This is a genomic window from Brevundimonas sp. NPDC058933, assembly GCF_049315965.1.
Lineage (GTDB): Bacteria > Pseudomonadota > Alphaproteobacteria > Caulobacterales > Caulobacteraceae > Brevundimonas.
In genome coordinates, this window is record NZ_JBMOSL010000001.1 from 1,011,326 (window position 1) to 1,024,214 (window position 12,889).

General features: G+C 67.2%; 14 protein-coding genes. 3 read left to right on the plus strand and 11 right to left on the minus strand.

The window, feature by feature from the left end:
* Positions 1-100: 100 nt before the first annotated feature.
* From ACOZBP_RS04910 to ACOZBP_RS04925, 4 genes are all read right to left on the minus strand, one after another.
* Complete coding sequence (locus tag ACOZBP_RS04910; protein ID WP_422675281.1) at positions 101-595, minus strand: CC0125/CC1285 family lipoprotein; 495 nt, start codon at positions 593-595, stop codon at positions 101-103.
* A 73-nt stretch (positions 596-668) separates the two neighbouring features.
* Entirely contained in the window at positions 669-1,397 is a 729-nt protein-coding gene (locus ACOZBP_RS04915) for an RluA family pseudouridine synthase (protein WP_422675282.1), read from the minus strand.
* 11 nt (positions 1,398-1,408) lie between these two features.
* Positions 1,409-1,861 (minus strand): hypothetical protein, encoded by a 453-nt coding sequence (locus ACOZBP_RS04920; protein WP_422675283.1) that lies wholly within the window; start codon positions 1,859-1,861, stop codon positions 1,409-1,411.
* Between the two features lie 216 nt (positions 1,862-2,077).
* On the minus strand, positions 2,078-3,388 hold the full coding sequence (locus ACOZBP_RS04925) for a replication-associated recombination protein A (RefSeq protein WP_422675284.1): 1,311 nt from the start codon (positions 3,386-3,388) through the stop codon (positions 2,078-2,080).
* A gap of 85 nt (positions 3,389-3,473) precedes the next feature.
* Here ACOZBP_RS04925 and ACOZBP_RS04930 point away from each other — a divergent pair, with 85 nt between their 5' ends.
* Complete coding sequence (locus ACOZBP_RS04930; protein WP_422675285.1) at positions 3,474-3,896, plus strand: VOC family protein; 423 nt, start codon at positions 3,474-3,476, stop codon at positions 3,894-3,896.
* Here ACOZBP_RS04930 and bla read toward each other — a convergent pair.
* From bla to ACOZBP_RS04950, 4 genes are all read right to left on the minus strand, one after another.
* Positions 3,893-4,774: a subclass B3 metallo-beta-lactamase gene (gene bla, locus ACOZBP_RS04935; RefSeq protein ID WP_422675286.1), complete on the minus strand. Its 882-nt coding sequence runs from the start codon at positions 4,772-4,774 to the stop codon at positions 3,893-3,895. The genes ACOZBP_RS04930 and bla overlap by 4 nt on opposite strands.
* Before the next feature lie 63 nt (positions 4,775-4,837).
* Positions 4,838-6,226 (minus strand): Do family serine endopeptidase, encoded by a 1,389-nt coding sequence (locus ACOZBP_RS04940; protein ID WP_422675287.1) that lies wholly within the window; start codon positions 6,224-6,226, stop codon positions 4,838-4,840.
* Between the two features lie 93 nt (positions 6,227-6,319).
* Positions 6,320-7,561: a TCR/Tet family MFS transporter gene (locus ACOZBP_RS04945; RefSeq protein WP_422675288.1), complete on the minus strand. Its 1,242-nt coding sequence runs from the start codon at positions 7,559-7,561 to the stop codon at positions 6,320-6,322.
* A gap of 38 nt (positions 7,562-7,599) precedes the next feature.
* Positions 7,600-8,826, minus strand: a complete 1,227-nt coding sequence (locus tag ACOZBP_RS04950; protein WP_422675289.1) for an ectonucleotide pyrophosphatase/phosphodiesterase — start codon at positions 8,824-8,826, stop codon at positions 7,600-7,602.
* A 99-nt stretch (positions 8,827-8,925) separates the two neighbouring features.
* Between ACOZBP_RS04950 and ACOZBP_RS04955 the strand changes: the two genes are divergently transcribed.
* Together ACOZBP_RS04955 and ACOZBP_RS04960 are read left to right on the plus strand one after the other, a co-directional pair.
* A complete protein-coding gene (locus ACOZBP_RS04955) occupies positions 8,926-9,849 on the plus strand; it encodes an ABC transporter ATP-binding protein (protein ID WP_422675490.1) in 924 nt (307 codons plus the stop codon).
* Complete coding sequence (locus ACOZBP_RS04960; RefSeq protein WP_422675290.1) at positions 9,839-10,696, plus strand: ABC transporter permease subunit; 858 nt, start codon at positions 9,839-9,841, stop codon at positions 10,694-10,696. Before ACOZBP_RS04955 ends, ACOZBP_RS04960 begins: the two co-directional genes overlap by 11 nt.
* A 3-nt stretch (positions 10,697-10,699) precedes the next feature.
* Here ACOZBP_RS04960 and ACOZBP_RS04965 read toward each other — a convergent pair whose 3' ends face one another.
* The 3 genes from ACOZBP_RS04965 to ACOZBP_RS04975 form a co-directional block, all read right to left on the minus strand.
* Positions 10,700-11,170: a GNAT family N-acetyltransferase gene (locus ACOZBP_RS04965; RefSeq protein WP_422675291.1), complete on the minus strand. Its 471-nt coding sequence runs from the start codon at positions 11,168-11,170 to the stop codon at positions 10,700-10,702.
* A gap of 114 nt (positions 11,171-11,284) precedes the next feature.
* Entirely contained in the window at positions 11,285-11,701 is a 417-nt protein-coding gene (gene rplQ / locus ACOZBP_RS04970) for a 50S ribosomal protein L17 (RefSeq protein ID WP_292036869.1), read from the minus strand.
* A 119-nt stretch (positions 11,702-11,820) separates the two neighbouring features.
* Entirely contained in the window at positions 11,821-12,840 is a 1,020-nt protein-coding gene (locus ACOZBP_RS04975) for a DNA-directed RNA polymerase subunit alpha (RefSeq protein ID WP_422675292.1), read from the minus strand.
* Positions 12,841-12,889: the final 49 nt, after the last annotated feature.

The following is a 12,889-nucleotide window of genomic DNA, read 5'->3' on the forward strand; positions in this document are numbered from 1 at the left end:
AAGACCGCCCTCGTTCAAGGCGTCAGTAGAGGTCAAGAAATACTCATTTCTGCGGCGAGTAATTTCCTAGTCGGCATCAAGCTTAGCCATTGTATATGGCCTACAGCCTCATGCGGATCGCGTCCTGAACCCCGCGCGCGTCATAGGCTTCGGCGCGGTCAGGGCGTGCACCGCGTCCCATGACGATCTCGAGCGTGGTGGAGGTGGGTTGCGGGCCGCTGAGGTCGAAGCCGAGGCCGACGCCGACGCCTGACGTGCTGTAGCCGCCATATCGGCCGGAGCCTGCGCCGATCGACACGCTGGGGCGCACGCCGCCCGCGCTGTCGGGGCGCCCGTCGATCCAGCGCTGCGTCACCTCGAACCAGTCATAGCCCTGATCGACAGTCAGTTGCGCCGCGCGGAACAGGGCGCGATCCGCCACAGGTCCTGGCGCGCCAACCCCGTTGTAGGTGACGCGGAACCGATCGGTTTCAATGCGTTGCTCGCTGAACCCCTGGCCTCGCCCCGCCTGTTGTGGGCCGTAGGGCGCAAGGCTGGCGCAGGCGGCGAGGGCCAGGGTCGACAGCGCGATAAGGCTGAATGTCAGGCGTTTCATACGGCGATCTCCTTGCTCGAATAGCGTCGAGCCAGGCTGGATGTTCCGCCGCGAAGCTGAACGGGCGCCGAACCTAAAGACCCGCCGCCGCCTGCAAGGCCGCAAAGTCCGTCGGCGGCTCTGCCTCCAGCGTCACGCGCTCGCCGCCTTCGGGGTGCGGGAAGGACAGCTTGACCGCGTGCAGCATCAGCCGCGACGCGCCACGACCGGCGAACGTCAGCGCCCCGCCATAGCGAACATCCCCGACCAGAGGCCGACCGATGGAGGCCATGTGCACCCGCAACTGGTGCATCCGCCCTGTCTCGGGCGACAACTCGACCAGAGCCCCGTCCTCGCTGGCCGCCAGGGTGCGATAGCCGCTGACGGCGCCTTGCGCGCCCGGCGCATCGAACTCCACAACCCGCATATAGGATTCGCGGCCGATCTCTTCGCGGCGCAGGGCGGCGGTGATCCGGCCCGATCTGGGCTCGGGCGCTGCCGACACCAGGGCCAGATAGGTCTTCTGGAACCGGCGCATCTGCATGGCCTTGCCCAGGAAGCCTGCCGCGGGCTTGGTCTTGGCCGCCAGGATGACGCCCGAGGTGTCGCGGTCCAGCCTATGCACCAGTTCCGGCCGCTTGCCGTTCGAGCGGGCGAAGGCCCACAGCAGGTCGTCCAGCGTATGGGCCTGGATGCGTCCGCCCTGGCTCGACAGGCCGGACGGCTTGTTGAAGGCGATGATGTGCGCGTCCTCGTGGATGACCCACGAACGGACGGCGGCGATGTCTTCTTCGGTCAGGGAAGCGGGCTGGCGGGTTTTCACCCGCCGAGCCTTTAGCGGAGGACCGCCCTCTTCGCCATGGTCCAAGCGTACCAGAGCAGCAAGGCCGCGATCACGACGATGACGTAGGGCATCCACGCCATCATCGCCAGTTCCGGCGGCAGGGCCGGCGGCGGGTTGATGAACTTGGAATAGATCAGGCTGACCACCGCTCCGATCAACGACAGGCCGAAAGCGTGAACCGCAAAGCGACTACGCGCCAGCAGGAGCAGCGACCCGATCACCGCACCCCAGACGCCCAGCGTCCACGGCACATACATCCACGTCGGCATGGCGTTGAAATAGGCGATCATGTCGTCGCCAAAACCCGAAGCCCGCATATAGGCCTCGCCCCGCGTATTGGTCTGGATGTAGTCGAAAGCGCCAAAGCCGTTCCAGGCCAACGAAAGCAGGCCCACCAGCCACAGATGCCAGGGCGTCGCCATCCGTCTCGCAATATCGATCATCATTCCCTCCCCAGGTTGTCGATCAGCGAGAGGCTAATCCCGAACCGCCATGCTTAACAATGAACGGCGATCAGGTGAGGCTAGGGCACGCTTCTCTCCTCCCCACTTGTGGGGAGGTGGATCGGCGGCGCAGCCGACGAGACGGAGGGGCCGCTTCAACCGCGTAGCCCCTCCACCGCTTCGCGGTCCCCCTCCCCCCAAGTGGGGAGCAAAGCTTCAGCCGTCTTCCTTCTGCGCCCGCGCCCGCATCGCCGCCCAGCGTTCCAGCCGCGCCTTGACCTTCTCCTCATGCCCCTCGCCCTTGGGCTTGTAGAAGGTGCGGCGCTCCATCTCGTCGGGGAAGAAGTTGGCGCCCGAGAAGCCCTCGGGCGTGTCGGGATCGTACTGATAGCCCTTGCCGTAGCCGAGCGACTTCATCAGCTTGGTCGGCGCGTTGCGGATATGGGCGGGCGGCATCAGCGAGCCGGTCTCGTGCGCCGCGCGCTTGGCGGCCTTGAAGGCCTCATAGACGCCGACCGACTTGGGCGCGGTGGCCAGATGGACGACGGCCTGGGCCAGCGCCAGTTCCCCTTCAGGCGAGCCGAGGAAGTCGTAGGTGTCCTTGGCCGCGTTGGCGACCATGATGGACAGGGGGTCGGCCTGACCGATGTCCTCGACCGCCATCCGCACGATGCGCCGCGCCAGATAGAGCGGATCCTCGCCCCCGTTCAGCATCCGCGCCAGCCAGTAGAGCGCCGCGTCCGGGTCCGACCCGCGCACCGACTTATGCAGCGCGGATATGAGGTTATAGTGTTCTTCTCTGCTCTTGTCGTAGGCGGGCGCACGTTTCTGCAGCACCCCGGCCAGACCCTGCACATCCAGCAGGTCACCCTCGGGAAGGTCGAACAGCACCTCCGACATGGTCAGCAGATAGCGCCCGTCGCCGTCGGCCAGGGCCAGCATGGCGTGGCGCGCTTCCGGCGTCAGCGGCAGGGGCCGGTCCATCAGGACCGCCGCCCGATCCAGCAACTGATCCAGCGCCGCGTCGTCCAGCCGCTTCAGCACATAGACCTGGCTGCGCGACAGCAGCGCCCCGTTCAGCTCGAACGACGGGTTCTCGGTCGTCGCCCCGACCAGAGTGACCACGCCCTCCTCGACGAAGGGCAGAAAGCCGTCCTGCTGGGCGCGGTTGAAGCGGTGAATCTCGTCGACGAACAGCAGGGTCTGCTGCCCCGCCGCGCGGCGCATCCGCGCGGCCTCGAACGCCTTCTTCAGATCAGCGACGCCTGAGAAGACGGCGCTGATGGATTGATATTCATAGCCCGCCGCCCTGGCCAGCAGCCGCGCGATGGTGGTCTTGCCGGTGCCGGGCGGTCCCCACAGGATCATGGAGCCCAGACGCCCGGCCTCGATCATGCGGCGGATCGGCCCGCCCTCGCCCAGCAGGTGGTCCTGGCCCACGACCTGATCCAGCGTCTGCGGGCGCAGACGGTCGGCGAGCGGCGCGTCGGGGGGATGGATGCCGGAGGCTTCGAACAGATCACTCATGGGACAGTCAAGAATTGGGGAACAGCAGAGATAGGCGTTCGTTCAGCCGATTACACGCACTACTATCGGCCCGAACGGAGGAACCATGTCCGAACCCCAGCCGAACCAGGGCCCGACCGGAGGCGTCACGCCCCATCTGACCATTCCCTCAAAGGGCGGCTTGGCGGCCATCGAATTCTATGGCCGGGCCTTCGGCGCCGAAGAGATCATGCGCATCCTCGCGGAGGACGGCGAGCGGCTGATGCACGCCCACCTCAGGATCAACGGCGCCAGCCTCATGCTGGCCGACGAATTCCCCGAATGGACCGGCGAGGCCGACATCACGCCCAGGGGCGTCACCCTCCACCTTCAGGTCGACGATCCCGACGAATGGTGGACCCGCGCCCTGGTGGCCGGCGCCGTGCCGGTCATGCCGCTGGAAGACCAGTTCTGGGGCGATCGCTACGGCCAGGTCCGCGATCCCTTCGGCCACACCTGGTCCATCGGCGGCCCGAGCAAGGCCGCTTAGGACGCTTCGCGATCCAGCCGCGCCTGAAGCCGTCCCCGCGCCCGTTCCGCATAGGCACGACAGGCTGACGGATCGAGGAAGGGATTGGGCGTCGCACCGGCCTGCAAGGCCGCGATCTTGACGTCGCCGCCCGAGTTGTCCGGGTGAGCCGAGATCAGCAGGTCGCACGGCAGCGCCTCCACCCGATCGATGGAAGCCCGCAGCGCCGCCGTCACTTCGGGCTGCGCCGTGTAGGTGAAGGACCCGCTCGCCACGGCGTTGAGGCTGGACGCGAACACCACGTCAACGCAGGCCTCGCCCTCGCACGCTTTCCAGGTCCAGCTGACGCTCCCCGGGGTATGGCCCGGCGTGAAGACCGCCGTCACCGCCGTATCGCCCAGCCGCACCACATGTCCGTCCGCGATTCCGCGAGCGTCCGGGACCGGCGGCTGTTCAGGCAGGCTGGAGGCTTGCGGGTCATGGGCATCGGCCCGCCCCGCGCGCAGGGCGGCGGCGCCAATAGAGCTGGTGATCACCTCGGCACCGCTGCCGCGCGCCAGAGCCGCCAGCCCCCCGGAATGGTCGTAGTGCGCCTCGGTATTCAGGATGTAGCGGATGTCCTCCACCCGGAACCCCAGGTGGCGGATGCTCGCCTCCGTCATCGCCACAGTCTGCGGCAGGGCGGCGTCGATCAGGATCAGCCCGTCGCCGGTGTCGATCAGCACCATGCTGATGCCGCCGGTGCCGACGAAATAGGTGTCGCCGTACAGCTTCAACGGCGACTGCGGCTTCATCCAGTCGGGGTTTCCCGGGATGGGCTGCGTCAGAGCATCGTCGTGCAGGGCGCTCCCGCTTGCGAACAGCAGGGCGAGCGCGGCGGTGAAGGGCAGGATCATCATCCCGCCATTCGCCATGAGACAGGGGCCGTTCGCAACAGAAAGGCTCAGCTATCCCCAGTTGGACTATGGCAACCGCCCCGTCAGCTTGCGACCGCCGCGCACGATGGTCAGCTCCGTCCCGCGCTGAGCTCGGGCCAAGGCCGCGACCGAGGTCGCCGGGCGACCATCCACCTGTACGATCAAATCATTGGGACGCAACCCGATGCGCGCCGGGATGCTGTTGCGCTGCAACCCCGTCACCACCACACCGCTGGTGAAGGGATCGCCGCCCAGACGATCCGCCAGCGCCGGGTTCAGCGCCACGCCTTGCAGACCCGCCAGCGCGCCCTGCCCCACCGTCGTGCCCTGACCGGGCTCAGCCTCGCCCGGCAGAGCCGCCACGCGCGCATTCAGCGTCTGGGTCTTGCCGTCGCGCAGGATGGTCACCGCCACCGCGTCGTTCGGAGACTTGGTGCCGACGCGGAAGTTCAGACCGCCCTGGTCGTTGATCTCGGCCCCGTCCACGGCGGTGATGACGTCGCCCTGCTCCAGCCCGGCGCGGGCGCCCGGTCCCTGCGGATAGACCTCGGTGATGATCAGGCCCTGCGGCCGCGACAGGCCCAGGCTGCGGGCGATGTCGGCGCTGACGGTGTCGCCCTTCACCCCCAGCCACGGCCGCACCACCGCCTTGGCCCCGCCGAGGGCGGAATCGACTACCCGCTTGACCATGGTCGCCGGCACCGCGAAGCCCACGCCGCTGGAGGAGCCCGTGCGTGAGAAGATGGCGGTGTTGATGCCGATCAGATCCCCGTCCATGTCGACCAGAGCCCCGCCGGAGTTGCCCGGGTTGATAGGGGCGTCGGTCTGGATGAAGGAGCCCGAATCGCTGATCCCCGTCTCGGTGCGGTTGAGCGCCGAAACAATGCCGTTGGTTACGGTCTGGCCGACGCCGAACGGATTGCCGATGGCCAGGACCAGATCGCCGACCTGCTGCTCCTCCTGATCGTCGATGCGCAGGGTCGGCAGGTCGCCGTCCACGTTTTCGAGTTGCAGCACGGCGATGTCGGACCGTTCGTCAGCCAGCAGGACGCGAGCCGGATACTCGCGTCGGTCGTTCAGGGTGACGCGGATCTGCTGCATGTTCTGGATGACGTGGTTGTTCGTCACCACAATCCCGTCAGCGCGCACAATGACGCCCGAGCCGATAGAGCCGGTCACGCGCGACTGCGGCCCGCCGCCGAACATCTCGAAGAAGGGATCGCGCACTTGCTGCACGCCTCGCGCCGAGATGTTGACCACGGCGGGCGCCGCCTCGCGCACCACAGGGGCGAAGCTGGACTTCATCGCCCCCGGGTCACGCGGCGCCTGACGCGGCTGCTCGGCGAACACGCCTTCCTGAGCCTTGGACGGTTGCGGCTGACCGCAGGCGGACAGCATCAGGACGGCGGCGAGAGCCAGTCTGGAGGTCTTCATGTCGTCAGTATCTCGTTCGGAAGGCTTGGCCGCATTGCGCAACGGGTTTGGGACGGGATCAAGGCCAACGGCCAAGCCTGACGCCCGCCGCGATCAAACGACCGTGACCGCGTCCCGTTCCGCCCGGCGCGCCGTGATCCAGCCGATCAGGGCCGCCAGCGCCAGAACGGCCGCGGCCAGATAGAAGGCCAGCCCCGGATTGGGCGCCCACATCCCCTGCTCCACCGATTCCGAATAGACCCAGCCGAAGAACAGCGGCGAGGCCACCCCGGCGATGGAGGCGACGCTCATGTTCGCGCCCTGAAGCTGACCCTGCTCGCTCTCGCCCACCTGACGCGTCATCAGGGATTGCAGCGTCGGCATGGCCAGGCCCCACAGGGCGTTGGGCAGCATGGCGAGGATGAAGGCGACGCCGGTCGGCGCCCAGCCCATCAGGGCGATGCCCACCGTGCCGCCGCACAGACCGAAGATCATGGTCATGCGGTCGCCCAGCGTCTTCGACACAGGGCCGACCAGAACCCCCTGAACGATCATGTCCAGCACCCCGACCATGGCCAGCAGCATCCCCACCTGCCACGGCCCCCAGTCGTATCTCAGGCCGGCGTAGAGAACGAAGACCGCCGAAAAGACGTGGTGGGCGAAGTAGAGCAGGAAGTTCACGACCGCGAGCCCGGCCAGTTCGGCATGACGCCGCAACAGCACCATGGCCCCCACCGGATTGGCCCGGCCCCAGCTGAACTTCATTCGCTTCTCCGGGGCCAGGCTCTCGGGCAGGATGAACAGGCCGTAGAGGAAGGCCAGGCCCGAAAGGCCGCCTGCCACCCAGAAGGGCGCCCGCGGCCCGAACTCGCCGAGGAAGCCGCCCAGCACCGGCCCCAGCACGAAGCCGCCCGAGAAGGCCGCGCCGATCAGGCCATAGGCCCTTGCCCGTTTCTCCGGCTCGGTGATGTCGGCCATGTAGGCGTAGATGGTCGTGAAGCTCGACGAGGTGACGCCCGCGATCAGCCGCCCGACCGCCAGCCACCACAGGTTCGGCGCCAGGGCCATCAGCACATAGTCCGCCGCCAGTCCGGCGCAGCTGATCAGGATGACCGGCCGGCGCCCATACTGGTCCGACAGCGAACCGATGACCGGCGAGGCCAGAAACTGCATCCCCGCCCACAGAGCCACGAAGACCCCGTTCAACAAGCCCGCCTGCGCGTTCGAGCCGACAAACTCCTCGATCAGATGCGGCAGCACGGGGATGACGATCCCCATGGCCACGATGTCCAGCACCGCCGTGACGAAGATGAAGGCCATCGCCGCGCGGCGGACCTTGGGGTGATGCAGGGACATGAAGCGCCGATCTGTTCGAGCGCTCTTCTACGCCTGGATCAGGGAATCGTCACCGGCAGCGTGTCCTCGGCCCGACCGTCGCCGCGCGGCGCGTCGATGCCCAGCAGACGCGCCAGTAAGAGCTGGACGTCCACGCTGTCGAGATCGGCCAGCCGTCGCCCCTGAACCACGCCGGGCCCGTGAGCGATAAAGATGGCCGCCATGTCCGGCGAGAAGTTGTCATAGCCATGCGCCCCGCCCGGCTTCGTCACCGGCCGCGCCCTGGTCGTGAAGGTCCAGCCCGGCTCGGAGGCGCAGACGATGGCCGAGACGCGCGGGTTGGAGCCCAGGACGAACCGCGCCGGGATCTCGCTCTTCTTCCAGCAATCCAGATGCGGGCGCGAGCCCAGCAGCGCCGCCTCGACCTCCGCCTCGCGACCAGCGACGGGGTTCAGGAAGGTGACGGCGCCGGAATAGATGATCTGGATCGCGTCCGGGTCGATCAGGTCGTCGATCCAGGTCACGCGCTCGGGCGAGGTCGCGGCCATGCCGTGGTCGGACACGACCACCAGCACCGTGCGCTCATACAGGCCCCGCGCCTTCAGCCCCTCGACCAGACGGCCGACGGAGGCGTCCACCGAGCGGATCGCCTCGACCGTCTCGGCCCCGTCGGGACCGTGGCGATGGCCCTGGGTGTCGACAATGTCGAAATAGAGGGTGGTCAGCTGCGGCCGCTGATCCTCCGGCAGGTCCATCCATTGCAGCACGCGGTCCACGCGTGCGTCGCCCGGCATGCCCTGATTGAACTCCGTCCAGTAGGACGGCCGCACCCCGCGAATGGCGGCCTCCGACCCCGGCCAGAACATGGTGGCCGTCTTCACGCCGGCATTCTCGGCCGTGACCCAGATCGGCTCGCCCTGATCCCACCAGCGGCGGTCGGTGACGGCCTGCTTGTTGCCCAGCGAGAACCGGCCCAGTTCGGCGTCGACCATGTTGTTGCCGACGATGCCGTGATGGTCGGGGTGCAGGCCCGTGACCAGCGTATAGTGATTGGGGAAGGTCACGCTGGGGAAGGACGGCCGCATCGGCCCCGTGGCGCCCTCGCCCGCCAGTCGCGACAGGTTGGGCGTGATCCCCCGGTCCAGATAATCGGCGCGGAAGCCGTCGATGGAGATCAGCATGACCAGCGGCGGCTCAGCCGCCTGCGGCTTGGGGGCGACGACCGGCGAGGTGGCGCAGGCCGTAAGCAACAGGGCCAGACACAGGCCCGCGACACGAGAAAGCATGGAAACTCCGAAGCGATTTCGGGAAGATTGCCTAAGCTTAATCTGCGACAGGCAGAAGACGGCTTGTCGGCTTATCCCCACCGGGCCAAGCTCGACCGCATGACCGCTGTGATCGAAACGACCGGCCTGACCAAGACCTATGGCGCCGTACGCGCCCTGGACGGGCTGAGCCTCTCCATCCCGCGCGGCGGGGTTTACGGCGTGCTGGGGCCGAACGGCGCCGGCAAGTCCACCCTGTTCCGCATCCTGCTGGGCCTGATCCGACCCACGGCGGGCGAGGTCCGGGTCCTGGGCCAGCAGGCGGGCGACCCCGCCGTCATGCGCCGCATCGGCTCCATGATCGAGACGCCCCGCTTCCCGCCCTACATGACCGCCCGTCAGGTGCTGGAATGGCTGGCGCTCGCTCACGGCATGGGCAAGGACGCCGCCGTCGAGGCCTGGCTGGACCGCGTCGGCCTGACCGAGGCGGCCAACCGCCGCGTGCGCGGCTTCTCGGTCGGCATGTTGCAGCGCCTCGGCGTCGCCGCCGCCCTGATGACCAGGCCCGATCTCGTCATCCTCGATGAACCGACCAGCGGCATGGACCCGCCCGGCATCCAGGAGATGCGCGCCCTGATCCGCAGCCTGGCCGACGACGACGGCGTGACCATCATCCTGGCCAGCCACCAACTGCTCGAGGTCCAGCGCGTCTGCGACCGCGTGGCCATCTTCAATCGCGGAAAGCTGGCCGCCGAGGGCAAGGTCAGCGAACTGACCGCTTCCGGCGAACGCCTGCGCCTGTCCGCCACGCCGCTCGCCAAAATCATGGGCGTCCTGGGCGACAAGGGTTCGCTGGACGGCGACGCCGTTCTGGCCGCCATCCCTCGCGCCGAGGGCCCTGCCCTGCTCCGCGCCCTGATCGAACAGGGCGTGGACATCGACGAGGCCCGCTGGGTCGGCGCCGATCTGGAAAGCGTCTTCATGGCCGAGACCGGCCCCGCACGCACCGATGCTCAGGTTCGGGAGGCCCTCCATGCTGGCTGACGCCATCCGCTCCGAGGCTTACCGCCTGTTCCAGAACCGCACCGCCGTCTTCTGGAGCGTCTTCTTCGTGCCGATCGCGGGCCTGGCGATCTCAATCATCAGTCAGTTGCTGATCCAGTCCAAGGCGGTCAAGATCAATGGCGCCAACCTGCCCGTCGAACTGGGCGGCCCCCTGGACCTGGGTCAGGCCCTCGCCAGCAGCGCCGGCGATCTGGCCAACCCCGCCATCCTGGCCTTCGTGCTGATCGGCGCCGCCACCCTCTATGCCGGCGACTATCGCTGGGAGACCTGGCGTCTGATCAGCGCCCGCAACAGCCGCCCCAACCTGCTGCTGGGCAAGGTCGGGGTGGTGAAGCTGCTGACCCTGGCCGCCATGCTGGTCTTTCTGCTGGCCGCCTCGATGGCCGACGTCGCCAAGGCCGCCATCTTCGACCGCCCAATGGCCTTCACCTTCGGCGCCGAACAGGCCGCCGACTTCGCCCTGCTGTTCCTCCTGTCCTTCGTGCGCGTGGTGCAGTTCCTGATGATCAGCCTGCTGGCCGCCACCGTGACCCGGTCGCTGGTGGCGGCCCTGTTCGTCCCCCTGGTGCTCGGCGTGGCCCAGTCCTTCCTCGGCGGCCCTCTTGCTGGACCTCTGGGATTGGAGACCGGCGACTGGCTGACCCAACTTCTGGTTCCGGGCCTGGCCTTCGACACCTTGAAGGCGCTCATCCAGGGCGGGATGGCGGCCGCCGCCATGCCCGACGGCCTCGCCCTCAAGGCCCTCACCAGCCTGGCCTTGTGGACCCTGGCCCCCCTGGCCGCAGCCATCGGCTGGTTCAGCCGTCAGGATCTGTCCAAGGAATAGCGGCTAAAGCCGCTTCTCCATCCACACGTCGGCGCGGGCATAGGGCGTCGGCTGCGGCGGCAGGTGGACAAAGCCAAAGCGGGCATAGAGGCCCAAGGCCGCCTCAAGGGTCGAGCTGGTCTCCAGATAGAGGCGGTGCGCGCCCCCGTCCCGGGCCGCCGCCTCGCAAGCTTCCAGCAGCTTCAGGGCAAGACCCCCGCCCCGCGCCTCTGGGATTACCGTCATCTTGGTGACTTCATAGCCGCCGTCCGACATGGCGATCAGGCCGCAGCAGCCGACCGGCGCCCTATCACGCTCGGCAAGGAAGATATGGCCGCCCCTGGATAGTATCTGTCCTTCAGGATCATCCAGGGTCAGGTGATCCTTGGCTTCCAGGACGAAGCCGCCCTCCACCAGCCAATCTGTGTTCAGCCGCTTCCAGGCCTCTCGATGGGCGGACGTATAGGCGGTGATGTGATCTTGGGGACGGGTCATGGGGGCTGTATCGCGCCCCGCCTGCCCACCGGCAAGCCGCACAGCGCCGCGCAAACGAAAAGGGCGGCTGGATCACTCCAGCCGCCCCTTCAATGTATCAAGTCGATGGAGCGATTACGCTTCGTCGCCTTCGATCGCGTAGACCGGACCCGAGTCCAGGCCCTTGGCGGCGGTGTCGCGGTCGACGAACTCGATCACGGCCATCGCAGCGTTGTCGCCGTGACGGAAGCCGGCCTTCATGATGCGGATGTAACCACCCGAACGTTCGGCGTAGCGCGGGCCGATCGTTTCGAACAGCTTGCCCACCTGCGGCACGTCGCGGACGGCGCTGATGGCCTGACGACGAGCGTGCAGGTCGCCCTTCTTGGCGAGGGTGACCAGCTTCTCGACGAATGGACGCAGTTCCTTCGCCTTCGGCAGGGTGGTGGTGATCTGCTCGTGCTTGATCAGCGAGGCGGCCATGTTGGCGAACATGGCTTGGCGGTGGCTGACCGTACGGCCGAGCTTGCGGTAAGCGGCGCCGTGGCGCATCGGGGTCTCTCCTACTCAACCCTGGTTTCCGGCCTTAACTAAAGGGGCGGGACCTGGGGCCTTGTTCATTCTAACCGCCCCATCCGCGCCCCGAAGGGCGCTGGGCGGAGGGTTGATGATCAGATCTGGTCGTCGAACTTTTTGGCCAGATCTTCGATGTTTTCGGGCGGCCAGTTCGGCACGTCCATGCCGAGCGACAGGCCCATCGTCGCGAGAACTTCCTTGATCTCGTTCAGCGACTTGCGGCCGAAGTTCGGGGTGCGAAGCATTTCGCCCTCGGTCTTCTGGATCAGGTCGCCGATGTAGACGATGTTGTCGTTCTTCAGGCAGTTGGCCGAGCGGACCGACAGCTCCAGTTCGTCGACCTTCTTGAGCAGAGCCGGGTTGAAGGGCAGGTCGGGCTTGCCGTCCGTGGCCTCAACAGCCTTGGTCGGCTCGTCGAAGGTGATGAAGATCTGCAGCTGGTCTTGCAGGATGCGGGCGGCATAGGCCACCGCGTCAACCGGCGAGACGGCGCCGTTGGTTTCCACTTCCAGGATCAGCTTGTCGTAATCCATCGACTGACCCTGACGGGTCGGCTCGACGCGATAGGCGACGCGCTTGACGGGCGAATAGAGGGCGTCGACCGAAATCAGACCGATCGGCGCATCTTCCGGACGGTTCAGTTCGGCGGCGACGTAGCCCTTGCCGTTCTGGACAGTCAGTTCCATGCGGACCGAAGCGCCGTCGTCGAGCGTGCAGATGACGTGATCGGGGTTCAGAACCTCGATATCAGCCGGAGCCTCGATCTGGCCCGCCGTGACGACGCCGGGGCCCGTGGCGCGCAAGGTCATGCGCTTGGGGCCTTCGGCGTGCATACGCAGCGCCAGTTGCTTGATGTTCAGGACGATGTCGACCACGTCTTCCCGAACGCCTTCCAGCGACGAGAACTCGTGAACGACGCCGTCGATCTGGATGGCCGTGACAGCCGCGCCTTGCAGCGACGACAGCAGAACGCGACGAAGCGCGTTGCCGAGCGTCACGCCGAAACCGCGCTCGAGAGGCTCAGCGACCAGACGCGCCTTGCGCAGCGGGTCGGAGCCGCCCTCGACTTGCGGCTTCTCGGGACGGATCAGCTCTTGCCAGTTTCTTTCGATCATAGAGTCCCTCGAACGGATTTCGCCGGTTCCGCACCCTCACGTTCAGGGC